Source organism: Actinoalloteichus sp. AHMU CJ021 (genome assembly GCF_002895405.1).
Taxonomy (GTDB): domain Bacteria; phylum Actinomycetota; class Actinomycetes; order Mycobacteriales; family Pseudonocardiaceae; genus Actinoalloteichus_B; species Actinoalloteichus_B caeruleus.
The window spans coordinates 2,304,222-2,327,936 of the sequence record NZ_CP025990.1 but is presented as its reverse complement, the minus strand read 5'-3'; the positions used below and the strand labels follow the sequence as shown (position 1 = coordinate 2,327,936).

Sequence of the window (23,715 nt, the reverse complement as noted above, 5' to 3'; positions counted from 1 at the left end):
CGGGGAACCGCCGTCCCCGGCGGCCGCCGCCCGTACCCTGTGGGAGTGCCGTCCCCCGCGAAGTCCTCCGCGCCCCCCGGCCGTGCCGGTGAGACCCGGCTCGCCCTGGTCCGCCGGGCGAGGCGCATGGACCGCACCCTGCGGACGGCCTATCCGGACGCGCACTGCGAACTGGACTTCACCACCCCGCTCGAACTCGCGGTCGCCACGATCCTGTCGGCCCAGTGCACCGACCGGCGGGTCAACGAGGTGACGCCGGCGCTCTTCCGCCGCTACCGGTCGGCTGCTGACTACGCGGCGGCGGACCGGACCGAGCTGGAGGAGTTGATCCGTCCGACCGGCTTCTTCCGGAACAAGGCGTCGGCGTTGATGGGGCTGGGCGCCTCCGTGGTCGAGCGGCACGGGGGCGAGGTGCCGCGCACCCTGCCGGACCTCGTCGCACTGCCCGGCATCGGCCGGAAGACCGCCAACGTCATCCTCGGGGACGCCTTCGGGATCCCGGGGATCACGGTCGACACCCACTTCGGCCGGCTCACCCGCCGGTGGGGCTGGACGAACCAGAACGACCCGGTCAAGGTCGAACACGAGGTCGGAGAGCTCATCCCCAGGCGGGACTGGACCATGCTGTCCCACCGGGTGATCTTCCACGGTCGCCGCGTGTGCCACTCCAGGACGCCCGCCTGCGGAGCCTGCCTCCTGGCCAGGGACTGCCCCTCGTTCGGGGCCGGACCGACGGACCCCCTGCTGGCTGAGCGGCTGGTCCGGGGCCCCGAAGCCCCCCGACTGCTCCGGCTGGCCGGCGTCCCGGGACACGAGGGCACTCCCGACGAGCCGGAGGGAACCAGCGGCGAGTCGGGTCCCGGTGCCGCTGGACCCACGCCGCCGGCCCAGGGGGGACGGACGTGAGGTCCAGCGTCAGGTGGACCGTCGTCGTGGTGGTCCTCGCGGTCGCGGGCATCGTCGCGCTCTGGCCGAGGGAGGGGGACACCCTCCCCCCGACGGCCTCCGACGACGCCACCGACCCCGCCGTGGCGACCACGCTCAACGCGCTCGACGTGGTTCCGGTGACCCCGCACGACGGGGGTGAGCGGGGTGACCTCGCCGCCGTGGTGGGGGAGGGACCCGCGCTGGTCAACCTCTGGGCCACCTGGTGCGGGCCCTGCGTGGACGAGCTACCGGTCCTCGACGAGTACGCGGCGGGCCAGGACGCCGTCCCCGTGTTCGGGGTGCAGGTGCAGAGCGACCGGGACGCGGGTAGGCGGATGCTCGACGAACTCGGGGTGGGCTTCCCGACGGTGCACGAGGACGGGGACCAGCTCCGACGCCTGGTCCGGGCCCCCGTCATGCCGACCAGCTTCGTGGTGGATGCTGCCGGCGACATCCACCGGGTCGAGCCACCCCGCGCGTTCGCCAGCGTCGACGAGGTGGAGCAGGCGGTGCGGAGCTATCTGGGGGGAGGCCGATGACCGAGCGAGCGAGCGCTCACGGCGATCTGGGGCGGGGCGGAGCGTTGGTCGATCCGCGCAGCACGCCACCCTGGCTCGGCCCACTGGTCGCGGCCAGCGACCACATGGAGTCACCGTCGCCGACGGCGGGTGGTGGCGTCGCGGAGAGCGTCCGACCCGCCGCGGTGCTGGTGCTGTTCGGGGAGGACGGCAGCCCGCTGGGCCCGGGTCCGGACCTGCTGTTGTTGCGCAGGGCTGACGGACTGACCCATCACCCCGGCCAGGTCGGTTTCCCCGGTGGAGTCGCCGAGGACGGCGACGACGGACCCGTGGCGGTGGCCATTCGGGAGGCGGAGGAGGAGGTCGGTCTCCACCGCGCCGGGGTGCGTCCGGTGGCGTTGTTGCCGGAGCTCTACATCCAACGGTCGAAGTTCAGGGTGACACCGGTGATCGCGCACTGGCGGCAGCCCTCGCCGGTGCGGCCGGTCGACCTCGCGGAGACCTCCGCCGTCGCCCGGGTCCCCGTCCGCTACCTGGCCGACCCGGGCAACCGCTTCCAGGTCCGGCACCCCTCGGGGTACGTGGGCCCCGCCTTCGCCGTGCCGGGGATGTTGGTCTGGGGGTTCACCGCTGGGCTGATCTCCAGCCTGCTCTCCGTCGGTGAGTGGGCGGAGCCGTGGGACGCCACTGACATCCGGGATCTGGCGGATGCCTGGCAGGCGGTGGAGGCCCCGGCCGGGGCTGGCGGGACGGTCGGCGAGTGAACTGGGTCGACGCGGCCGTCCTGGTCGCCGTCGTGCTCGGCGCCATCTCGGGGGTCCGGCACGGCATGGCGGTGGCGATCTGCGCTGGCCTCGGTGTCGCCGGAGGCGCCGTCGGGGGCCTCATGCTGGCGCCCTGGGTCGCCGACCAGTTGGAGGGGCCGTCCGTCCAGCTCGCGGTGGCCCTGAGCATCCTGTTCAGCCTGGTCGTCATCGGGCAGCTCGCCGGCGTGTACGTGGGCAGGAGCATCAAGCGGAGGTTGGGGCACTCCCGGCTGAGCCGCGTCGACAACTTCCTCGGTGGCGTCGTCCAGGGCCTGATGGTCGTCCTGGTGGCCTGGCTCGTCGCCCTCCCGATCACCTCGGCGGCGTCCGTGCCCTGGCTGGCGGCCGCGGTCAAGGAGTCCCGGGTGCTCGGGACCGTCGACGACGTGATGCCACCCGAGGCGAAGGGGCTCCCCAACGAACTCGGACGGCTCTTCGCCTTCTCCGGGTTCCCGCACGTCCTCGACCCGTTCTCCCGAACCCCGGCGGCGGAGGTCGACCCACCCGACCCGGAACTCCAGGCGAGCGCCACGGTGCGACGGGTCAGGGAGAGCGTGGTTCGCGTGCACGGCCAGGCGAGGAGCTGCCAGCGCCTGCTCAACGGCAGCGGGTTCGTGGTCGCACCGCACCGCGTGATGACCAACGCGCACGTGGTCGCCGGCGCGGACCAGGTGACGGTGGAGGTGGAGCGGGCGAGCCTGCGGGCCACCGTCGTCCTGTACGACCCGAGCCGGGACGTGGCGGTGCTCGATGTCCCCGACCTGTACGCCGAACCACTCGACTTCGCCCCGGACCCCGCGGCGACCGGCGACGGGGGGATCGTGCTCGGCTACCCGTTGGGCGGCCCCTACACGGCGAGCGCAGCCCGGATCCGGCAGCGGATGACCCTGACCGGCCCGGACATCTACGACCAGAACACGGTCGAACGGGAGATCTACACGGTCAGGTCAGCCGTGCGCAGCGGGAACTCGGGAGGACCGCTCGTCGACCCGGACGGACGGGTCCTGGGCGTCGTGTTCGGAGCCGCGGCCGACCAGAGCGAGACCGGGTACGTGCTCACCAACGCCGAGATCGACGAGGACGTCCGGACGGCCACCGGTCTGACCGACGAGGTCCCGACAGGTGAGTGCTCCGCCTAGGTGATCCGCCCCGGCCACCCTCGGCGAGGTCAGGACCGAACCCGCCCGTGACGGATCAGGCCGTCACCCGCGTGAGGAAGCGGACGAGCAGGTCGTTGACCCGGTCCGGGGACTCGTGGTGGGGGAAGTGGCCGACGCCGGGCAGTTCCACGCGCTGCGATCTCGGCCCCGTCCAGGGGCTGGACCTGGCGGCCGTCGCGGGGAGGAAACACGGGTCGAGCCGCCCGTGCACCTGGAGGACCGGAACCGTGGCCCGCCGGTCGACGGCCTCGGCGAAGTGCCGCCCGTCGGATCGGAACTGGGAACGCACGCTCCAGCGGTAGTACTCCATCGCCGAGTGCGCCACCCCGGGGATGAGCATCGCGGTCCGGTGCGTGCGCGCCACCTCCGCGAAGTCCGACGTCTGCCGCCAGTCCGGCCCCGACCACCCCCGCAGCAGTGCCTCGACCTGGCTCGCGGCGTTCCTGGTCAGCCGCGTCTCGGGGAGGCGGGGCAGTTGCGCGGCGAAGAGGTGCCGCGCACTCCGGGCCTGGGCGCGGGCGGTTCGCCGCAACGGTCGGGTCAGCCCGAGCCAGATCGCCCGCCGCAACGCCAGGGGATGCGCGCCACCGAGGACCGTGATCGAGTTGACCAGCCTCGGGTGCAGGGCCGAGAGCGTCCACGCCAACATGCCGCCCCAGGCGTGCCCCACCAGGTGCGCTCGCTGCTCACCCAGCGCCTTGACCAACCCGGCGACGTCACCGGCCAGCGTCCAGCCGTCATACCCCCTGGGGGGCTTGTCGGAGTCGCCGTAGCCGCGCAGGTCGACGGCGACCGCCCGGTAACCGGCCTCGGCGAGCGCGGTGAGTTGCCCTCGCCAGGCCCACCAGAACTCGGGGAAACCGTGCAGCAGGAGGACCAGGGGCCCCTCACCGAGCTCGGCGACGTGCAGGCGGATCCCGTTGGCCGAGACGTCGTGGTGCGCCCACGGGCCGGCGAGCCGGGCGGTGGACGGGTCGGGTGGCAGGCTCACCGTGGCGGTTGCTCAGCCGGTCCGGTCCGGGTCGCCGCCGTCGAGGCGGTCCCGGTGGCCGCTGAAACCAGCGGCTGTCTCCCGCACCGTGCTGATGGTTCGTTCGGGCTTGCGGATGCTGCGGACCCGGCGGTATCCCTTGTAGGCGAGGAAGCCGGCGACCAACAGCATCAGCAGGAAGACGATTCCGAAACCCGCCCACCGGGGCAGCCACACCGCCAGCAGCTCGGCGAACGTGAAGAACAGGAAGAAGGAGCTGAAGGCGAGGACGGTGAGGGCCAGCACGAAGTAGACGCTGCCCCGCAGGCCCTTCTTGACCTCGGCCGTGATCTCCTGTTTCGCCAGCTCGACTTCGGCCCTGATCAGGGTGGACATGTGAACGGTGGCCTGGCGGACCAGGTTGCCGATCGACTTCTCCCCGGCGGCTCCGTCGGTGCGGTCGTCCTCGGACAGCGGGATCGAGGGGATGGGTGGTGTCCCCTCTCCGTCCCAGCGTCCGTTGCTGTGGTGTCCGGCGCTGCTCACCGCGTCATGGTGCCATGTCGCCGGACACCCGCACGCGCGACACGGGTGATCTCCACCTGGGCCCGGTGGCGCTCCGCCGGACGGCCGAAGCGGAACCGCCGAGGTGAGCTAGGTAATCGTTGCCCCCGGAGAGCGGGGCGGCCGGCGTATGTTGCTCGGGTGTCTGAGAACGCCGCTGACGAGAGAACGCTGGACGGGGTGCCCTGGGCGAAGCTGGTGATCATCGGACTGGTCGCGGGCGCGCTGTCGGGGCTGTTCGGACTCGGCGGTGGCGTGGCGATCGTTCCGCTGCTGGTCACCCTGGTCGGATTCGACCAGCGGCAGGCCGTGGCCACCTCGTTGCTCGCGCTGGCCCCGCTGTCGGTCGCCGGGGCCGCGTCCTACGCGTGGCACGGCCAGGTCAACCTGTGGATGGCCGTGCCGCTGGCGGTCGGGTGCATGACCGGCGCCTGGTTGGGCGCCTCGCTGTTGAACCGGGCGCCGCTCGCCCTGCTGAGGTGGGCCTACGCGGTCGTGTCCATCTGCACCGCCGTCTACCTGTTGGTCGGGCCGGCGCCCCAGGTGTCCTCGGACGTCGGGCCCGGGTGGCCGCTGCTGTGGCTGCTGCCGATCGGGCTGGCCATCGGCGTGCTCTCGGCACTGACCGGTATCGGGGGCGGGGCCATCATGGTTCCGGTGATGCAGCTGGGGTTCGCCGCGCCCGCGGCGATGGCCAAGGGGACCTCGCTGCTCGTGATCACCCCGACCTCGATCCTGGGCGGGGCGCGCGCCCTGCGCAAGGGGAACGGATCGCTGCGCGCGTCGTTGTGGATCGGCTGCTCCGGGGTGTTGGCCACCGTCGCCGCCAGCCAGTGGTCGGTGGTGATGGACCAACGGCTGTCCGACCGGCTCTTCGCCGCGCTGTTGGTCTTCGTGGCCCTCAAGACCGTCTGGGGGGACCTGCGGGCGCTCCTGCGGCGGCGCCCCCCGCGCTCGGACCGCTGACCCGGGTCAGCCCGCGAGCGCGTCCGCGATCGCGTTCGCCTCGGTGGCCCCGGTGGTGAGCGCCGCACAGCAGTGCTGGATCCACCGGCCGACCGCCTCCGGGTCGCCGCTGGCGAACCCCTCGGCCGCCGAACGGTAGTCGTCGCGCCGGCGGAGGAACGCCACCTCGGGCACGACCAGGCCCTTCGGGTCCAGGCCGGTCGCGATGGCGGTGAGCCGAGCCGCCGCCCTGGCCACCAGGCCGTCCGCCGAACCGAACGGTCGCAGCGCCAGCAGCTCGCCGTGCACGACCGCGACCAGGACCGGAGCTGGCGCCCGCGTGCCACCGGCCACCAGCTCGGCGAGCAGCGTCAGCCGGTCCGTGGCACCAGCGTCGGCGCGCGGCCGGCCAAGTCCCGCGCGGCCAGCGTCGTCGACGAGGTCGGCGGCCGCGAGCACGTGCATCCGCGCCAGCACCTGGCCTGGCGCCCGCTGCCACGTGGGGAGGAGGCCTCCCAGCGCCTCGGCCAGCCGGAGGGAGCCCGCCAGCACCGGATCGCTGACCGCACCGGAGTCGGGAAGCGTGACGGCGGCTCCCTCGATCCCCGCCGAGGCGCGGGCAGCCCGCACGGAGGCCTCCGCGCCCGTGGTGGCCCAGCCGCGCCGGTTCGCGGGGTGGCGGTGCACCGCGTCGACGTCGGCGCGAGCACGCCGCACGGCCTCCTCCACGCCGGGAAGGCCGAGCAGCGGGGCGAGGGGGTCGGTCATGAGGCGGACAGTACCCAACCGGTGGGCACCGCGACACCAGCCGGCGCCGCCCCCGGTTGGCGACCACCACCGTCCGGGCGGACATCCGGGTCGCCACCCGGACGGGGGAGGTGGGGGCGTCCTGGCGCCGCCGCGGAGCTCGCGCGGACTCCCCGGCTCGGACCTCGGGCTGCTACCCAGAAGGCCGCCCGACGTCTACGGTCACCCTCACATGATGATGTAGACCACGCAGGGGAGGTCCTTCGCGATGACCAACGACACCGGTCACTCCGAGGCCGAGCACGACGCCGTCACCCTGGACAACCTGCTTCGCGAGAGCAGGGAGTTCCCACCGAGCGAGCGGTTCGCGTCCCAGGCCAACGCCACGCCGGACCTCTACCGGGTGGCCGACCGGGACCGCCTGGCGTTCTGGGCCGACCAGGCCGACCGCCTGCGCTGGGAGACCCGGTGGGACGAGGTGTTGGACTGGTCGGACGCGCCCTTCGCCCGCTGGTTCGTCGGGGGCCGGCTGAACGTCGCGGTGAACTGCGTGGACCGGCACGTGGAGGCCGGCCACGGCGACCGCGTGGCCATCCACTGGGAGGGCGAACCCGGTGACACGAGGACCATCACCTACGCGGACCTCCGCGCCGAGGTGTCGCGCGCGGCGAACGCGCTGACGGAACTGGGTCTGCGGTCCGGTGACCGCGTCGCCGTGTACCTGCCGATGATCCCGGAGGCGGTGGTCGCCCTCCTGGCCTGTGCGCGACTCGGGCTCACCCACAGCGTCGTGTTCGGCGGGTTCTCGGCGGAGGCGTTGCGCGCCCGCATCCAGGACGCCGAGGCGAAGCTGGTCATCACCAGCGACGGGCAGTACCGGCGCGGCAAGGCGCTACCCCTGAAGTCCAACGTCGACCTGGCGCTGCGGGACGCGCCCAGCGTCCGCCACGTCCTCGTGGTCAACCGGACCGGCGCCGACGTGGAGTGGACGGCGGACCGGGACCTCTGGTGGCACGAGACCGTCGACCGGCAGTCCCCCGAGCACACCCCGGAGGACTTCGACTCGGAACACCCGCTCTTCATCCTCTACACCTCCGGCACGACGGGGAAGCCGAAGGGGATCCTGCACACCTCGGGTGGCTACCTGACCCAGGCCGCCTACACCCACCACGCCGTCTTCGACCTCAAACCCGAGACCGACGTGTACTGGTGCGCCGCCGACATCGGCTGGGTCACCGGGCACTCGTACATCGTCTACGGTCCGCTCGCCAACGGCGCCACCTCCGTCATGTACGAGGGCACGCCCAACACCCCGCACGAGGGCCGCTGGTGGGAGATCGTGCAGCGCTACCGGGTGTCGATCCTGTACACCGCTCCCACGACGATCCGGATGTTCATGAAGTGGGGCAGCGACATCCCGGCCAACTACGACCTGTCCTCGTTGCGCCTGCTGGGCAGCGTCGGTGAGCCGATCAACCCGGAGGCGTGGATCTGGTACCGCCAACACATCGGCGGCGGGGCGACCCCGGTCGTGGACACCTGGTGGCAGACCGAGACGGGCGCCATCATGATCTCCCCGCTGCCCGGGGTGACGGCGACGAAGCCCGGTTCCGCCATGCGGACGTTGCCCGGGATCTCGGCGGAGATCGTCGACGAGACGGGTGAGCCGGTCGGCCCCGGCGGGGGTGGGTACCTGGTGTTGACCGAGCCGTGGCCGGCGATGCTCCGCGGCATCTGGGGTGACGACGAGCGCTTCCGGGACACCTACTGGTCGCGGTTCGCCGATCGCGGCTACTACTTCGCGGGCGACGGGGCGAAGTACGACGAGGACGGCGCGTTGTGGCTGCTCGGCAGGGTGGACGACGTCATGAACGTCTCCGGCCACCGCATCTCCACCACCGAGGTCGAGTCGGCGCTGGTCTCCCACGCCGCCGTGGCCGAGGCGGCGGTCGTCGGCGCCAGCGACCCGGCGACCGGCCAGGGGATCGTCGCGTTCGTGATCCTCCGCGGGGACGCCACCGAACACGCGGGCGGCGACGAGCTCGTGGCCGAGCTGCGCCAGCACGTGGCGACGGTCATCGGTCCCATCGCCAAACCCCGGCAGATCATGGTCGTCCCCGAGCTTCCCAAGACCAGGTCGGGCAAGATCATGCGCCGCCTGCTGCGGGACGTCGCCGAGAAGCGCGAACTCGGTGACGTCACGACGTTGCAGGACTCCTCGGTCATGGAGTTGATCTCCTCGGGTCTGGGCAAACCCGCCGACGACTGACGCCCGCGTCGTTCGGACCGGTGCCCGGCGGTCTCCTCCGACTGCCGGGCACCGCCGGGCCCGTGGCGCCTCAGGCGTGCGTCAGCTCGGTCAGGGCGGCCCGGACGTGCCCGTCCGCCTCGTCGAGTGCCTGTCGCGCCCGGTCGGCGTCGACGCCGGCGAGCAGGGTCACCAGCGCGGTCTTGACCTCGCCCTCGGCTTCGGTCAACGCCCGTTCGCAGGTGACGTCGTCGGCACCCGTGGCCTCGCGAAGGATCGTCACCGTCCGTCCGCGCAGCTTCGCGTTGCTCGCCTGCATGCTGACCATCAGGTTGGAGTAGGTGCGGCCGAGCCGGACCATCACCGCGGTGGAAAAGGCGTTCAGCACCAGCTTCTGGGCGCTTCCCGCCTTCATCCTGGTCGAACCGGCGATGACCTCGGGGCCGGTGTCCACGGCCAGTGCCACGTCGGCCTGCTGCCGGCAGGTCTCCAGGTTGGAGGGGTTCGCGCTCACCAGCGCCGTCGTGGCTCCCAACCGCCGGGCGGCGGTCAGCGCCCCGATCACGTAGGGGGTCCGCCCGGACGCGGTGAGCCCGAGCACGAAGTCGCGGGCACCCGCCGCCCGTTCGATCGCGGAGGCACCGGCGTCGGCGTCGTCCTCCGCGCCCTCCAGGGCGTGGGCGAAGGCGGCCTCACCACCGGCCTGGTGGACCACGAACAGGTCCGGTGGAACGTTGTAGGTGGGCATCAGTTCGGCCGCGTCGAGGACCGCGAGCCGGCCGGAGGTGCCCGCTCCCACGTAGTGCACCCGGCCGCCGGAACGCAGCGCGTGGACCGCCAGGTCCACCGCGATCGCGAGCTGCGGGAGCACCTCGCGGACGGCGTCGGGCACCAGCCGGTCCTCGGAGTTGATCATCCTGAGGATGTCGGCGCTGGGGAGCAGGTCGATGTCCGTCGTTCTCGGGTTGCGCGTCTCCGTGGGGGAGTTGACGCGTACCACCGTCTGGCCCGTCCGCATGTTCATCAGATGCCGTCCCTCGCCTTGCGCCTGCCATCCGGGCGACTTCCCAGGCGCTGTCCCACGACCGCGGCGTAGGTGACCTCCAGCGCCTCCTGAGCCGTTTCGTAGTGCTGCTGGGCGACCCCGATGAACAGGCAGTCGATCAACGTGAGCTGTGCGATTCGGCTCGCCATCGCGCCGCTGCGGAAGGTGGTCTCCCGGGCGGCGGTGGTGAGCACATGGTCCGCCACCTCGGTGATGGGCGCGCGGGGGAAGTTGGTGATGGCCACCGTGGTGGCTCCCCTCGCCCTGGCCACCCGCAGCGCCTCGATGACGTCGGCCGTCGAGCCGGTGTGCGAGATGCCCACCGCGACATCGTCCTCGGAGAGCACCGCGGCCGAGGTCAGCGCGATGTGCTTGTCGTTCCAGGCGAACGAGACTCGCCCGATCCGGTGCAGTTTCTGCTGGAGGTCCATCGCGACGAAGGCGCTGGCCCCCACGCCGTACACGTCCACCCGGCGAGCGGCGGAGACGCGGTCCACGACCTTGCGGAGGGCGATGGGGTCGAGCTGTTCGGCGGTTTCCTCGACCGCCCGGGCGTCGGCGTAGGCGACCTTGCCGATCACGTCGTGCAGGTCGTCGCCGGGGCCGATCTCGCCGCCGAGCTTCTGCTCGTCGCGGACGGCGTTCCGGGCGGTGTCCGCGGCGAGGGCGAGCCGCAGTTCCGGGTAGCCGCGGATGCCGATCGCCTTGCAGAACCGGGTCACCGTCGTCTCGCTCGTCCCGGCGGCCTCCGCCACCTCGGTGATGCTGCGGTGCGTGACCGCCGCCGGGTCCTCCAGTACGACGTTGGCTACTCGCTGCTCCGCTCGGGCCAGGCCAGGTAGCAGTGAGCGGATCCGAACAAGAGGGCTGCCCTCGGTCTGCGCCGCGCTCTGCCCGATACGCTTCGTCACGTCGGAAACTTACTAACAATCATTTTGATTGGTCAATCCTCGTATCCATCTCGTCATCACTCGGTTATCTCGATCGCCTCGAAGGCCGTTCCACCACCAGGAACGTCGCGAAAACCCGAGAAACGCCGTTGCGGAACGGCCTATCGCCGAACGGGCCACCCGCGTTATCACCGTTGCCCGCTTGTTTACGAAACGTGTCAAAGCCACCCGTTAGTGGTTGCGCGCTCACCGCAACGGATGGTGGTGGGAAAAGGGCCGGGATGGGACGGGCCGCGTCGGGGGCGGCCGAACGCGATCGGCCCGTGACCACGAAGCGTGATCACGGGCCGAGGTCCGGCGGGGGCGACAGGGCTACGGAGAGTTCCCGTCGCCGCGGCCGACCACGGAGGCCAGCGCATCGGACACCGCCGCCCGTGCTGGGTTGATCGAGCCCCAGTCCCGAGAGGGGTGCACCCGGTTCGTGAGCAACACGACGACCGAGTTCGAGAGCGGGTCGAGAACCAACGAGGTACCCGTGTAGCCGGTGTGCCCGGCGGTGAGGGGACCACTCAGCCCTCCCATGTAGAAGGGCTGGTCCAACTCGAAGCCCAGCCCCCGGGGGTTGCTCGGGAAGGCGTCGTTGTGGTTGGTGAGCATCTGGCGAACCGTGCTCGGCCGGAGGATCCTGGCCCCGCCGTAGCACCCGCCGTTGAGCATCGTCTGACCGAACACCGCGAGGTCGTCGATGGTGGAGAACATCCCGGCGTGGCCGGAGACCCCGCCGAGCGACCAGGCGTTCTCGTCGTGCACCTCGCCGTGCACCATCCCCCTGGCCGGCACGACCTGGTACTCGGTGGCCGCGACGTCACCCACCGGGTCGTCCGCGTTCCGGAACCCGGTGCCAGCCAGCCCGAGCGGTTCGGTGACGTCCCGCCGCAACAGTTCGTCCAGTGGCAGGCCCGTCACCCGCTCCAGCACGACCATCAACGCGATCATGTTCAGATCGGAGTAGACGTAGGCGCTTCCCGGGGGCACCTGCGGGCGTACCGCGAGGACGGCCCGGAGCCGGGACTCCCGATCCGGCCAGTCCCGCCACAGCGGCAGGAACGGCTCGAGCCCGGAGGTGTGCGTCAACAGCTGGCGAAGGGTCACCCGCTCCTTGCCGTTGTCACCGAACTCGGGGACGTACCGGGACACCGGGGCGTCCAACAGCAGGGCGCCCTCCTCCACCTGCCGCATGACGAGCACCGACGTGAAGAGCTTCGACAGCGAGGCGATGTCGAACACCGTGCCCGTCCCGGCAGGGCGCTGCTCCTCGCCTGGCAGCTCACGGCCCTCGCCGTCCGCGTACCGGAGCGCGTACCCCGCGGAGTCCCGCCGCAGCACCACGTTCTGGTGGGCGTACAACACCGCGGCCCCGGCGAAGAGGGGACGGCCCGTGGCGGGTTCCGCCCAGCGCCGCAGCCGGTCCGCCGTCTCGACGAGCGGCGTGGAGTCCAGGCCGAGCTCCTCCGGGGACCCCTCGCGCAACGTCGGACACGACTCCGCCGACCACGAGGAACTCGCCGACGTCTCCCCGACCCCCCAGCCAAGACCACTCGCCAGGAACACCGCCGTCACGCACAGGGTGGACAGGGTGGCGCGCACGGTCACCTCCCCGGGTAAGTGAGGTGGGGAGCCCGCCGCTCCTCGAACTCGGCCAGCTCGGCGGCCCAGGACCCGGTGATCTCCTCGACCGGGGCACCCGCGTCCACCATCGTGCGCAGCGTGGCCGACCCGGCCAGCTTGTCGATGAAGTGGTCGGGACGCCAGCCCCACTCGTCCGGGTAGAGCTGGCGCGCCGACACCAGCATGCTCACCCCGACCTCGATCGGGTCCACGGCCGCCGGATCCGTCACGTGCGCGGTCACGCCGCCGCACTGGACCCCCTCGTGCTTGCCGAAGGTGGGCACGAAGTAGGTCTCCCGGAACCGGACGCCCGGCAAGCCCCGATCGTTGAGCCACCCCGCCCACCGCCAGTCCAGGCCCGGCGCGCCCACCGTCTCGAACGGACGTGTCGTGCCCCGGCCCTCCGAGAGCACCGTCCCCTCGAACAGGCAGGTGCCCGGGTACAGGGTCGCGGTGTCGGGAGTGGGCATGTTCGGGCTCGGTGGGACCCACGGAAGTCCGGTGTCGACGAACACCTGCCCCCTGTCCCAGCCCTCCAGGCGCACCACCTCAAGGGAGGGCACTCCGGAGCCCGCGTCCTCGGGAAGGAACTCGGCGTCGAACAGGCCGGCCAGCTCCCCGGCCGTCATGCCGTGCCGCAACACCACTGGCTTCCGGCCGACCCCCGAGGCGAACGCCGGGTCGAGCTGGGGTCCGTCCGCCCGGCCACCGATCGGGTTCGGACGGTCGAGTACCACGAACGAGACCCCGGCCAGCGCGGCGGCGTGCATCGCGGTGTACATCGACCAGATGTAGGTGTAGAAGCGGGCACCCACGTCGGCGATGTCGAACACCACCGTGTCCACCCCGGCCTTCCGGTACATCGCCGCCAGAGCCCCCGCGTCGACCCCGTAGGCGTCGTACACGGGGATGCCGGTCCTCGGGTCGACGTAGTCGCCCTCCGAACCGCCCGCCTGCGAGGTGCCCCGGAACCCGTGCTCCGGGCCGAACGCGGCGACAACGTCCACTCCCTCGGCCGCGTGCATCGAGTCCACGACATGCTCCAGGTCGGCGAGCACCGCCGTGGGGTTGCTCAACACCCCCAACCGACGTCCCGCCAGCGGTGCCCAGGCCCGCGCCGCCAGCTGGTCGGCTCCGGTGCGCACCGGTCCGCCCTGGCGTGCGAGGGCGGCGCCGGAGCCCTCCTCAACCGTCGAGCCAAGCGCGGTACCCGCACCCGCCGCCAGGACCGGTGTCACGGCCGTGGCCGTCAGGAAGCCGCGCCTGCTCAGCCCCCGGGAGGACCGGCCAGCCGTCCCGCTCTCGCCCGTTCGTCCCGCCATCGCCGGTCACCAGCTCAAACCGTGGCCGAAGGGGAACCGGTCGCCGGAACCGGCCGGCTCGGGCACCGAGACGGGCAGGGAACCCCGAGGACTCGTCTCCCCCAGCAGCACCCGGGCCAGCGATCCCATGGTCACCCGGTTGAAGGAGTGGGTCGCCACCCAGGTCCCGGCCTCCTCCACGTACGCGGCGTCGTAGGGGTCCCGCACGGCCACCGCCACCACCGGTTGCCCCGTGGCAACGAGCTCGCGCACCAGGTCCCGCTGCCCCGAGCGCGCGTCCTGCCACGCGCCGTTGGTGAGCACCACGGTGAGGTCGTGCTCCCCGGCGGCCGCCGTCGCCCGGCCGATCTGCTCCCGGCTGGGTTGGAAGTCGTTGGGCAGCGTCGTCGTGGTCGCGCCGCGCTCGCCGAAGCCCTCCGCCAACGCGGCGGTCGTCGCCTCGTCCCACCCGGCCACCAGCACGCTGCCCGGTGCCGAGTCGAGCGGCAGCAGGTCGGCGTCGTTCCGGAGCACCGTCACGGTGCGGTCGGTGATCTCCCGCGCCGTGGCGAGGTGTTCCTCGGAACCCACGAACGCCTCGGCGTGGTCCGGGTCCACGTGCGGCTCGGCGACGATGCCCCGGTCCCACTTGGCGCGCAGCACCCGCCGCACGCTCTCCTCGATCCGTTCCTCGGTGAGTTCGCCGGACCCGACGGCGTCCAGCACGCCCTGGACCGCCACGTCCAGGTGCTGCGGCATCAGCAGCTGGTCGGCGCCCGCGAGCAACGCGAGCACCGGGATGCGGTCATCCGGGTACTGCGAGCGGACCCCCTCCATCTGCAGCGAGTCGGTGTAGATCAGGCCGTCGAAGCCCAGCTCCTCCCGGAGCATGCCGGTGAGGATCGTCGGTGAGAGCGTCGCCGGCATCCCCGAGTCGTCGAGACCGGGCACCATGAGGTGGCCGCTCATCACCGAGTCCGCGCCCGCCTCGATCGCGGCTCGGAACGGAGGAGCGTCCAACTCCTCCCACTCCTCCCGGGTGTGTTCGATGACCGGGAGGTCGTGGTGGCTGTCCACGTTGGTGTCGCCGTGCCCGGGGAAGTGCTTGATCGAGCTCGACACGGTTCGTTCCGGCGCATCGGAGTCCTGGTAACCCTCGACCTGGGCGGTGACGAAGTCGGCCGCGAGCTCCGGGTCGGAGGAGAAGGAACGCACCCCGATCACGGGGTTCGCCGGATTGACGTTCACGTCCGCGACGGGCGCGAAGTTCTGGGTGATGCCGACCGCCCGCAGCTCCTGTCCGGTGATGGCGGCCGCCGCACGGGCGTCCTCCACGCTGCGGCCCGCTCCCAACGCCATGCTGCCGGGGAACTCCGTGGCCGGGGCGCCGAACCGGAGGACGGCGCCCTGCTCCTGGTCGATGGAGATGGTGAGCGGGACACCGGCTCCCGAGGAGAGCGCGGCGTCCTGCACTCCGTTCGACAGCTCGGCCACCTGCCGAGGGCTCTCCAGCGAGTCGGTCCAGGAGAAGTGGATGATGCCGCCCAGGTGGTACCGCTGGATGATCTCCGCGGGGGTGGCCAGGCCGAACTCCTCCAGGTTGCTGTCGTGGGCCGTGTCGGCGCTGGTGCCGTAGACGTAGGTGACGAAGAGCTGGCCGACCTTCTCCTCCAGGCTCATGCCGGCGATGGTCTCGTCGATCCACTCGGTCATCGCGTCGGCGGCCTCCCCGCCGCCCGGCGCCGCCGACTCGGAACCGTCAGATGTGCCGCCTCCGGCGCACCCGGCCAGCAGGGCCGCTCCCACCCCCAGTGCGAGGAGCTGCCGGGACCTGCGTGTCGTGCCCATCAAACCTCCTGGAAGCAGCGGTGGGCCGGAGCTCACGGTGGTGGCGGCCCAGTCGTCACGTCAACGCCTGACCGACTGGGGTCCCGCTCTGGAAGCTACCCACCTGGTGATGGAGGGTCAACGTCACACCACGCAGCGTGTTGCCAGGGCGTGGCGCTTTGGTGCTCCCGGGCCCGAACGGATGGATCTTGAGCCAGGTTATTACTCGATGGAGTGGTGCCGGAGCGAGGAGGGGGCGGGGGTGCCGCCGTCAGGCAGGGGCCCCGCCGGCGGCGCTCGGGAAGGCCAGGAGAGCGACCCTACGAGCGGTGGCGAGCTGACCCGTTCAGGTGGTGGCCGCACCCGGCGCGGGGGCAGGAGGAGGGCCGAGCGGGAGCCGGTCCGAGCCCGCCGCGCGCTCGACGAGAGGGAGGCACGGGTGGGCGAGGGTCCCGTGCGACCGTTCCACGGCGGCGGTGGGGGCGCGGCGGTGGAGACGGACGATGGCGCGCTCCCCTCGGGTGGAGGGGAGCGCGCCATCCGACAGGAACTGAGCGCGGCCCCAGGCGTTCAACTGTGTCGTACTTTCAGGACTCGGCGTCCGGCGTCCCGTACGCAGTCCCTTGCCGACGAAAGCCTCCCGCGGCGTGCTGAGCGTGGGTGCCCGCCGTTCGAGCCAGGCGCCCTTCCGGGGTGGATGACGCTTCTCCTCCGCGTCATCCCTGGCCGTACGGGCTCCTCAACTCCTTTGTAGCTCGACTCACCGCCCCCGGCAAGGTGCCCGTTCGAGTGGAAAGGCCGGCTAGGGGTGGCCTCGTCTCAGCCGCGGTTCCGACGACGGCGAACCCCGAACCAGGCGACACCGGCCGCCGCGACCGCCCCGAGGCCCACGGCCGCCGCCGCCACGGCCGTCCCGGACGGGGTGGGGATCTTGTTGCGGAGCGAGACCGGGTGGTCGAAGGTCAACGACGGCCACCCCCGCTGCGCGGCTTCCTTGCGCAGCGCGCGGTCGGGGTTGACCACGGTGGGATGGCCGACCGCGCCCAACAGGGGGAGATCGGTCACCGAGTCCGAGTAGGCGTGGCTCGAGCCGAGGTCGTACCCGCGCGTCTCCGCGAGCTCCGCCACGGCGACGGCCTTGTTCTCCCCGTAGCAGTAGAAGTCGATCTCCCCGGTGTAGCGGCCCTCCGTGACCACCATTCGCGTGCCGATGCTGTGGTCGGCGCCGATCATCCGCGCGATCGGGGCCACCACCTCCTCCCCGGACGCCGACACCACGACCACGTCGTGCCCCTGCTCGCGGTGGTCGGCGATGAGCTGGGTCGCCTCCTTGTAGACCAGGGGATCGACGATGTCGTGCAGGGTCTCCTCCACGATGGACCGGACCTGTTCCACATCCCACCCGGCGCAGAGCGAGGTGATGTGCGCGCGCATCCGGTCGGTCTGGTCCGCGTCGGCCCCGGCGAGCATGAAGACGAACTGCGCGTACGCGCTCTTGAGCACCGCGCGGCGGTTGATGAGCCCTTCCTGGAAGAAGGGCCTGCTGAACGCGAGGGTGCTCGACTTCGCGATGACTGTCTTGTCGAGGTCGAAGAACGCGGCCACCCTGGGGGGCCGCGTCGTCTGCTCGGCGCTCTTCGTGGCCGTCACGTCGACAGCATAGGTGCCGGTAGGTCATAGTGGGTGAGCGCTCGCGCGGACTCGGCGCATCGGAGCCTCCGAGCGGGATACAGTAGAGACGTCCGGCAGCGCCGGACGGGTTCAGCTCGACCCCCCGGGGCTGAACCCCTGACGACCCCCGTCCCTCCCCCCTGGCGGGGGTCGTCCCATCTCCGGGGTCGGTCACCCGCCAGCACGCGACCCGCCCAGGCCCCTCCACGCGCGCCGTGGGTTCCGCGCTCCTGACCCGCGCCGGCCGAGGCCATCCCGTTCCTCCCGCCTCCTCGGTGGGCCGTCCGGACGCCCGCCTCGGGGAACGGTGCCGATCAGCGACCTGGACGCCGGCAAGCTCGCGGTGTTCCCGCTTCCCGGTGCGGCGAGCGGCTTCGGGGCGCGCCCGGAGCCGAGCCGAGGGACCCCGCCCGACGCGAGCGGGGCCTGGAGCGCCGAGGTCGCCGCGCGGACGTGCCCCGCGCCGCCCACCGGAAGCGGCGACCCCCGCTCCGTCCGACGCGGGGGCTCGTCGCATCGCCGTTCGCGCGGCGGGAGGGACCCCGCTGGCCCGGGGACTCCCCGTCACCCCACCCCTGCGCGGAAGGGGTCCCTCGCCCCCCGGGGGGCGCGGACACCAGCCGGCTCGGAGCCGTGCGGTCGGCAGCGTGACACCGGCGTGACACCTGGCAGTGGCCGGTGGGGAGACGTACTCCTCGGTCGGCCCGGGACGCGGCTCGGCGGCCGAGTTGTCCACAACCGACGGTTGTCCACAGGGCGGTGTCCAGCCCCTCGTCGGAATCCGGAGACCGGGCCACTGTGGAGACGCGAGTTCGGGACGTCGTCCCGGCAGCCGTCCGGACAGGAGGTGCGCGGTGGAGACGCGAACGCTGGTGCTCGTCGAGGACGACGAGCTCGCTGACGAGGTGCTGCGGGTCGCGGCCGCGGCCGGGTGCGAAGTCGATCGGGTGTGGGACATCGCCGAGGCGCGACGGCGGTGGGCGGCCGCACCCCTGGTGCTGGTCGGCGCGGACACCCTGCCCCGGTTGCCCGAGGCCGGCCTCGGGCGGAGACGGGGAGTTCTCGCGGTTTCGACCAGTCCGCTGCCCGAAGGGAACTGGCGCGCGGCGGTGCTGCTGGGCGTGGACCGGGTCGTCACACTCCCCGGAGACGACGAACTCCTGGTCACCGCGCTGGCCGACGCCACCGAGCCCCCCGCCACCCGCGCCGCCCCCGTCGTCGGTGTCCTCGGTGGCCGGGGCGGGGCGGGAGCATCCACGTTCGCCGCCTCGGTGGCCTGGGCCTCGGCCAGGCGGGGCGGCCATCCGCTGCTGGTCGACTGCGATCCCCTCGGAGGGGGCTTCGACCTGGCGCTGGGCATGGAGAAGGTGTCGGGCCTGCGGTGGTCGGGCTGCTCGACCGCCACCGGGCGGCTTACCGCGAGCACGTTGCGCTCGGCTCTCCCCGCGGTGGACGAGGGGGCGGGACGGCTCACGGTGCTGTCCTGCGACCGTCCGAGCGCCGGAGGAGCGCCGACCGAGCCGCCCAGCCCGGAAGCACTGCTCGCCGTCCTCGACGCCGGGCACCGAGCCGGAGAACCCGTGGTCCTCGACCTGCCCCGGGAGCTGCCTCCCGCCGTCGTGGCGTGCCTGTGGCGGCTCACGCTCTGCGTGCTCGTCGTTCCCGCGGAGGTCCGGGCCTGCGCCGCGGCCGGTGCGCTCGTCCGTCGGCTCACCCACCACGGTTGCGAACCCCGACTGGTCGTCCGTGGCCCGGCTCCGGGAGGACTCACCGCACGGGACGTCTCGACAGCCGTCGGAGTCCCGGTGCTGACGACGATGAGACCGGAGCCAGGTCTGGCGGGGCGCCTGGACCGGGGAGCCTTCCGAGGCCGTCCACGCGGCCCTCTCGCCACGGCGGCGGAACGGGTGCTCGGCGCGGCGGGTCCGTCGGCGGCGCAGGGGAGCGCGGCGTGAATCCCTCGACGAGCACGACCGCCGGTGAGCGGGTGCGCTCCGGAGCGCTCGTCGCCCGCACTCGCCGCAGACTGGCCGAATCGGCGTCGCCCACGACCCCCACCGCCATCGCTCGCGCGGTTCGCGCCGAGGCCGGTGTGGTGGGACATGCCGACGTCCTGCACGCCCTCCGCGTCCTGCACCAGGAGTTCGCGGGCCTGGGCCCGCTGGCCGAACTCGTTCGGGACACCACTGTGACCGATGTGCTGGTCACCAGCCCGGACGAGGTGTGGGTCGACCGGGGCGGCGGCCTCGTGAGAGCCGACGTTTCCTTCGATACCGAGGACGCGGTCCGCCGGCTCGCCCAACGGCTCGCGGCGGCGGTCGGGAGGCGTCTCGACGAGGCGTCTCCCTTCGTCGACGCCTGGCTTCCCGAGACCACGTCGCACGGCGAGGTCCGCCTGCACGCGGTGCTGCCACCCATCGTGCGGTCCACCAGCCTGTCGCTCCGGGTTCTCCGGCCCGCCGCGCACACCTTGGCCGGACTCCGGGCCAGCGGCACGTTCGACGAGAGCATCGCGGTGCTGCTGCGCCAGGTGGTGCTCGCCCGCCTCTCCTTCCTCGTGGTGGGCGGGACCGGTTCGGGGAAGACCACCCTGCTCGCGGCGATGCTCGGTGCGGTCCCGCCAGGGGAACGCGTCGTCTGCGTCGAGGACGCGCACGAACTGCGCCCGGACCACCCGCACTTCGTACGACTCGTCGTCCGTCCCCCCAACGTCGAGGGAGCCGGTCGCATCAGCACCCGCGACCTCGTCCGCCAGGCGCTGCGCATGCGACCTGACCGGTTGGTCGTCGGCGAGGTGCGCGGTGAGGAGGTGTGCGAGTTGTTGGCCGCCCTGAACACCGGCCACGAGGGCGGAGCCGGGACCCTGCACGCCAACTCGCCCGCCGAGGTGCCAGCCCGGGTGGAGGCGCTGGCCGCCCTGGGAGGGCTGGGGCGGGCCGCTCTGCACAGCCAGCTGGGAGCGGCTGTCCGGCTCGTGCTGCACATGGTCCGCCTACCCGGCGGCGACCGGGTCCTCGACTCGATCAGCGTCCTGGCGAAGGAGACCGACCGGGTCGTGGTCACGCCAGCATGGCGGCGGGGAGCTGGGCGGGGGCCGGCGTGGGAGGACCTGGCGGAGCTGGTGCGCCACCGAGGGGGGTGGGCTTCGTGTTCGGCCTGATCACGCTGGCCATCGGCACGGCCCTGCTTCCGCTGCCCGGGGGCGGCGCTGTTCGTCGGCTGAGGCGCGGCGCCGCGGGGCCCGAGCGCGGGCTGGGAGGACGGGCAACGCGCCACGCGACCGGAGCCATCGTCCTCCTCGGTCCCGCCATCGCGGGTCTGGTCGGCGGCTGGGCGCTCGGGGTCTCCAGCTTCGTGGTGCTGCTGGGGTGGTGGGCGCGCCGAGGCGCGTCTCGTCGCATCGCCCGAACGCTCGACGTGACCAGGGATTGGTGCGCCAGCCTGGGCCGGCTGGTCGCCGACCTCAGATCCGGCGCCCACCCGGAAGCGGCGGTGCGGCGTGCCGCCGCCGACAGCGGGTCGGAGGTGTCGGCTCTGCTGGATCGGGTGGCGGCCACGGTTCACCTGGGAGGCGACGTCGAACGCCAACTGGCGCGGCCAGTCGCCACCGGGCTCTCCTCCGACGTCCCCGCCCGGCTCGGTCGCGCCTGGTCGTTGGCGACCACCCACGGGCTGCCGCTGGCACTCGTCCTGGACGCCGTGCGCTCCGACGTGGCGCACCGGCTTCGGTTCGCCGACAACGTGCGGGCGAGGATGGCCGGCCCCCGGGCCACGGGAACACTGCTGGCCGGACTCCCCCTCCTCGCGCTCGGGCTGGGGGAGGCGGTCGGGGCGGGGCCGGTCGCGGTCCTGCTGGGTACGAGCGCCGGCGGAGCCCTGCTCGTCGCCGGGTCGTTGCTCGTCACCACCGGTTCCTGGTGGATCCACCACCTGACGACCAGGACGATCCGATGACGGCCGTCACCATCATGGTCTGGGCGGTGGCGGTCGTGGTCGCGCCACTCGGTTGGCGGGTGGCACGGCGTCGCCTTCGGACCACCAGCCCAGTCCACGAGCGCCGGGTGAAGATCCTGACCAACGGGCCGGCGGTCCGAGCGGGGGCGGCGGCGGTTGTCGGGTTCCTCCTCGCGGAGGGGCCAGCCGCCCTGCCGGTCGGAGTGGCCGCTGCGGTGCTCACCGTCCTCGTGGACCGTTGGCACGCCGGCCGGCGGCGGAGCCGGCCGCCGGACCCCGCGACCCTCGCCGCCACCTGGGACCTGCTCGCGGCCTGCCTGCGTTCGGGGATGTCACCACCCGCCGCCGTTCGGCTGGCGTCCGACGAGCTCGACCACTCGGACTGCCGCGTCGTGGCCCGCCCCCTGCGGTTGGTCGCCGACCTCCTCGTGCGGGGGGAGGACGCCGCGACCGCCTGGAGACCCGCCCGCGCCCAACCGGAGCTGCGGGAGCTGGCCACCGCCGTGCGGCGCAGCGCGAGCGCTGGGTCGGCGCTGGCGGAGACAGCGGAACGGCTGGCGCGCGAATCGCGAGCGGCCGCCCTCGACACCGCCGAGGCCGACGCGCAACGGGCGGGCGTGCTGGTGGCCGCGCCACTCGCCCTGTGCTTCCTTCCCGCATTCCTCCTGCTCGGAGTCGTGCCCGTGCTCGTCGGACTGGCCGCCGACGTCCTCTCGACCTGGTGACTCGACCACCCTCCACCGTCCACACCGCCTCCACCCACCCCCTTCCCTGAGGAGCAGCCGATGTCCCGCCCGTCGTTCCAGGGGCCATCGCCCCTGGCCCGTCTCTACCGCCGTCTTCGGCGACCCGACCAGCCGCGACCGTCCTGGCCGTCGTGGCACGCCGCCAGGTGGGTGGCCCGGTCCCGGACACGAGCGGCGCCCGGGCGTCATCGTTCGGTGTCCCCCTCACGAGGACCGGCCCAGGTGCTCCCCGCGTCCGCCACGACCGGCGAGGAGGGGATGAGCACCGCCGAGTACGCGATCGGGACAGTGGCTGCCGCCGCGCTCGCGGCGGTGCTGTACACGCTGGTCACCGGTGACTCCGTGGCCTCCGCACTCGCCTCGTTGGTCCAACGCGCCCTCTCCGTGGGCTTCTGATGGCAGCGGCCCGTGAACGACCTGTCGCGCGCACCCCGCGCGAGGAGGTCGCCGTCAGCGCTGAGCGGGGCGCCGTCACGGTGGAGGCAGCACTGGCCACCTGCTCCCTGGCCGTGGTTCTCGCACTCGCCATCGGCGCTCTCGCCGTGATGGTCGCCCAACTGCGCTGCCAGGACGCCGCCGGGATCGCCGCCAGGCTCGCCGCACGGGGAGAGCAGGGCCGGGCGGAGGTCGCGATCCGGCGGGTCGCGCCGGTCGGGGCGAGCCTGACGCTACGAGTCCAGGGTGACGAGATCGAAGCCCTGGTCGAAGCGGCCCCCCTCGGGGGGCTGGTCCCACCGGTGAAGGTCACCGCTCGCGCCTATGCGGTGGCGGAACCCGACGTGCCGACCGGCCGACCGGCCGGCCCGCCCCCGGCACCCCGCCCCGAACAGGCGTCGGCGCCCGACACGGCTGCCCCACCCTCGTCAACACCACCCGTCACCCCACGTGCGGCCGGGAGCGGCAGGGACTTCCCGGCGTCGTCGCGGGCTGGCTCGGAACCGCACGAGCTCCACCCCGCCTGGGTGCGGAACTCACCGGGAGCGGGCCGCCGTGGCCGGCGGGGGGCGGATCGGTGGGGATCTCCCTCCCCGCACCTGGGCACGCGACCACGCGGTGTTGGATCGGTGCCGCCGGACGTGCGGCGTGCGGGGGCAGTCGGGGGTGTCGCCACACATGCCCTCCGAGCGGGACCGAAGGCGGCCGGGGAACGCTCCCCGCCCGGGACCTCACGTCGAGCGGCATCCCGGACGGGCGACCACGGATCGGTTCGCGGGGAGGTGAGCCAGCGTTGTCCGGTCTGAGCCCTGGATCGGGCGCTCCCAGCTTGGAGGGAGGTTTCGCCACGATCCTGTCCACGGTGTTGTTGGCGGTACTGGTGATCGCCCTGGCACTCGGTGTCGCCCTGGGTGTCGTCTCACTCACCCGCCAGCGAGCCGTCACCGCCGCCGAGCTGGCGGCCCTCGCGGCGGCCACCCGGGCGCTGGAGGGCGACCCGAACGCCTGTGGGGGCGCGGAGCTGATCGCGACGAGGATGGACACGGTCCTGGTCTCCTGCGAGCCGGGAATCGCGGACTACCGCGTGGAGGTGCGCGCCGAAGCCCCCGGGTTCGAGTTCCTGGGTGCGGTCCACGCCCGCGCCAGGTCCGGTGTCCTCGTCGCCCGGTGAACCGGGTACCACCAGCGGCCCGCGGCGGGTCGTGGCCGCACCGGGTAGCGGTGGCCGGTCGGCCCTCCTCGGCCGACCACCGGCATCTCCCGCCCGGGCCGAGCCGCCCTGGGAACGGCCGC

Annotated in this window: 22 protein-coding genes; 13 read left to right on the top strand and 9 right to left on the bottom strand. The window is 72.8% G+C overall.

Translation table 11 applies throughout. The annotated features are described in order from the left end of the window. The first annotated feature begins 126 nt into the window (after positions 1–126). Genes nth through C1701_RS09695 form a run of 4 tightly spaced genes read left to right on the top strand, consistent with a single transcriptional unit; the run spans position 127 to position 3,390 of the window. Positions 127–906: an endonuclease III gene (nth, locus tag C1701_RS09710; RefSeq protein WP_337662288.1), complete on the top strand. Its 780-nt coding sequence runs from the start codon at positions 127–129 to the stop codon at positions 904–906. After that, positions 903–1,466 (top strand): TlpA family protein disulfide reductase, encoded by a 564-nt coding sequence (locus C1701_RS09705; protein WP_026417653.1) that lies wholly within the window; start codon positions 903–905, stop codon positions 1,464–1,466. Before nth ends, C1701_RS09705 begins: the two co-directional genes overlap by 4 nt. Next, positions 1,463–2,209, top strand: coding sequence for an NUDIX hydrolase (locus C1701_RS09700; RefSeq protein WP_026417652.1), 747 nt, complete (start codon positions 1,463–1,465; stop codon positions 2,207–2,209). Before C1701_RS09705 ends, C1701_RS09700 begins: the two co-directional genes overlap by 4 nt. After that, complete coding sequence (locus C1701_RS09695) at positions 2,206–3,390, top strand: MarP family serine protease (RefSeq protein ID WP_026417651.1); 1,185 nt, start codon at positions 2,206–2,208, stop codon at positions 3,388–3,390. The genes C1701_RS09700 and C1701_RS09695 overlap by 4 nt, the downstream gene beginning before the upstream one ends. Before the next feature lie 55 nt (positions 3,391–3,445). On the opposite strand, the gene C1701_RS09690 is transcribed toward C1701_RS09695, so the two are convergent. Beyond that, a complete protein-coding gene (locus tag C1701_RS09690; RefSeq protein WP_026417650.1) occupies positions 3,446–4,402 on the bottom strand; it encodes an alpha/beta fold hydrolase in 957 nt (318 codons plus the stop codon). A 12-nt stretch (positions 4,403–4,414) separates the two neighbouring features. Then, on the bottom strand, positions 4,415–4,927 hold the full coding sequence (locus tag C1701_RS09685) for a phage holin family protein (protein ID WP_030226157.1): 513 nt from the start codon (positions 4,925–4,927) through the stop codon (positions 4,415–4,417). A gap of 159 nt (positions 4,928–5,086) precedes the next feature. Here C1701_RS09685 and C1701_RS09680 point away from each other — a divergent pair, with 159 nt between their 5' ends. Beyond that, positions 5,087–5,911: a sulfite exporter TauE/SafE family protein gene (locus C1701_RS09680; RefSeq protein WP_162147272.1), complete on the top strand. Its 825-nt coding sequence runs from the start codon at positions 5,087–5,089 to the stop codon at positions 5,909–5,911. Between the two features lie 6 nt (positions 5,912–5,917). Here the strand turns inward: C1701_RS09680 and C1701_RS09675 are convergent, their stop codons facing one another. After that, entirely contained in the window at positions 5,918–6,658 is a 741-nt protein-coding gene (locus tag C1701_RS09675; RefSeq protein ID WP_026417649.1) for a hypothetical protein, read from the bottom strand. Positions 6,659–6,905: 247 nt separating this feature from the next. Here C1701_RS09675 and acs point away from each other — a divergent pair, with 247 nt between their 5' ends. Then, positions 6,906–8,906: an acetate--CoA ligase gene (gene acs, locus C1701_RS09670; protein WP_103055834.1), complete on the top strand. Its 2,001-nt coding sequence runs from the start codon at positions 6,906–6,908 to the stop codon at positions 8,904–8,906. A 70-nt stretch (positions 8,907–8,976) separates the two neighbouring features. On the opposite strand, the gene murQ is transcribed toward acs, so the two are convergent. The 6 genes from murQ to C1701_RS09640 form a co-directional block, all read right to left on the bottom strand. Then, positions 8,977–9,903 carry an N-acetylmuramic acid 6-phosphate etherase gene (murQ, locus tag C1701_RS09665; protein WP_026417647.1) on the bottom strand — a complete coding sequence of 309 codons (927 nt, stop codon included), beginning with the start codon at positions 9,901–9,903 and terminating at the stop codon, positions 8,977–8,979. Positions 9,904–9,908: 5 nt separating this feature from the next. Further along, a complete protein-coding gene (locus tag C1701_RS09660) occupies positions 9,909–10,841 on the bottom strand; it encodes a MurR/RpiR family transcriptional regulator (protein ID WP_245588698.1) in 933 nt (310 codons plus the stop codon). Positions 10,842–11,192: 351 nt separating this feature from the next. Continuing rightward, positions 11,193–12,467, bottom strand: coding sequence for a serine hydrolase domain-containing protein (locus C1701_RS09655; protein ID WP_337662212.1), 1,275 nt, complete (start codon positions 12,465–12,467; stop codon positions 11,193–11,195). A gap of 2 nt (positions 12,468–12,469) precedes the next feature. After that, complete coding sequence (locus C1701_RS09650; protein WP_051313491.1) at positions 12,470–13,810, bottom strand: exo-beta-N-acetylmuramidase NamZ family protein; 1,341 nt, start codon at positions 13,808–13,810, stop codon at positions 12,470–12,472. Positions 13,811–13,816: 6 nt separating this feature from the next. Then, positions 13,817–15,637: a glycoside hydrolase family 3 protein gene (locus C1701_RS09645; protein ID WP_337662211.1), complete on the bottom strand. Its 1,821-nt coding sequence runs from the start codon at positions 15,635–15,637 to the stop codon at positions 13,817–13,819. A 798-nt stretch (positions 15,638–16,435) separates the two neighbouring features. Then, a complete protein-coding gene (locus tag C1701_RS09640; RefSeq protein ID WP_030104632.1) occupies positions 16,436–17,266 on the bottom strand; it encodes an HAD-IB family hydrolase in 831 nt (276 codons plus the stop codon). Positions 17,267–18,141: 875 nt separating this feature from the next. Between C1701_RS09640 and ssd the strand changes: the two genes are divergently transcribed. From ssd to C1701_RS09605, 7 genes are all read left to right on the top strand, one after another. After that, entirely contained in the window at positions 18,142–19,242 is a 1,101-nt protein-coding gene (gene ssd / locus C1701_RS09635; RefSeq protein WP_103055832.1) for a septum site-determining protein Ssd, read from the top strand. Then, complete coding sequence (locus tag C1701_RS09630; protein WP_026417640.1) at positions 19,239–20,447, top strand: TadA family conjugal transfer-associated ATPase; 1,209 nt, start codon at positions 19,239–19,241, stop codon at positions 20,445–20,447. Before ssd ends, C1701_RS09630 begins: the two co-directional genes overlap by 4 nt. Beyond that, a complete protein-coding gene (locus C1701_RS09625) occupies positions 20,435–21,241 on the top strand; it encodes a type II secretion system F family protein (protein ID WP_162182719.1) in 807 nt (268 codons plus the stop codon). The genes C1701_RS09630 and C1701_RS09625 overlap by 13 nt, the downstream gene beginning before the upstream one ends. Further along, positions 21,238–21,966 carry a type II secretion system F family protein gene (locus C1701_RS09620; RefSeq protein ID WP_030226171.1) on the top strand — a complete coding sequence of 243 codons (729 nt, stop codon included), beginning with the start codon at positions 21,238–21,240 and terminating at the stop codon, positions 21,964–21,966. Before C1701_RS09625 ends, C1701_RS09620 begins: the two co-directional genes overlap by 4 nt. A 243-nt stretch (positions 21,967–22,209) precedes the next feature. After that, a complete protein-coding gene (locus tag C1701_RS09615) occupies positions 22,210–22,383 on the top strand; it encodes a DUF4244 domain-containing protein (RefSeq protein ID WP_269808388.1) in 174 nt (57 codons plus the stop codon). Beyond that, positions 22,383–23,228, top strand: a complete 846-nt coding sequence (locus C1701_RS27290) for a TadE family type IV pilus minor pilin (protein ID WP_337662210.1) — start codon at positions 22,383–22,385, stop codon at positions 23,226–23,228. Before C1701_RS09615 ends, C1701_RS27290 begins: the two co-directional genes overlap by 1 nt. Further along, positions 23,216–23,593, top strand: coding sequence for an Rv3654c family TadE-like protein (locus C1701_RS09605; RefSeq protein WP_162147271.1), 378 nt, complete (start codon positions 23,216–23,218; stop codon positions 23,591–23,593). The genes C1701_RS27290 and C1701_RS09605 overlap by 13 nt, the downstream gene beginning before the upstream one ends. Positions 23,594–23,715 lie beyond the last annotated feature (122 nt).

Bases quoted from the DNA above. Each gene is read 5' to 3' on its own strand.
- nth (WP_337662288.1), top strand. From the start codon at position 127: ATGGACCGCACCCTGCGGACGGCCTATCCGGACGCGCACTGCGAACTG.
- C1701_RS09700 (WP_026417652.1), top strand. From the start codon at position 1,463: ATGACCGAGCGAGCGAGCGCTCACGGCGATCTGGGGCGGGGCGGAGCG.
- C1701_RS09675 (WP_026417649.1), bottom strand. From the start codon at position 6,658: ATGACCGACCCCCTCGCCCCGCTGCTCGGCCTTCCCGGCGTGGAGGAG.
- acs (WP_103055834.1), top strand. From the start codon at position 6,906: ATGACCAACGACACCGGTCACTCCGAGGCCGAGCACGACGCCGTCACC.
- murQ (WP_026417647.1), bottom strand. From the start codon at position 9,903: ATGCGGACGGGCCAGACGGTGGTACGCGTCAACTCCCCCACGGAGACG.
- C1701_RS09650 (WP_051313491.1), bottom strand. From the start codon at position 13,810: ATGGCGGGACGAACGGGCGAGAGCGGGACGGCTGGCCGGTCCTCCCGG.
- C1701_RS09645 (WP_337662211.1), bottom strand. From the start codon at position 15,637: ATGGGCACGACACGCAGGTCCCGGCAGCTCCTCGCACTGGGGGTGGGA.
- C1701_RS09620 (WP_030226171.1), top strand. From the start codon at position 21,238: ATGACGGCCGTCACCATCATGGTCTGGGCGGTGGCGGTCGTGGTCGCG.
- C1701_RS27290 (WP_337662210.1), top strand. From the start codon at position 22,383: ATGGCAGCGGCCCGTGAACGACCTGTCGCGCGCACCCCGCGCGAGGAG.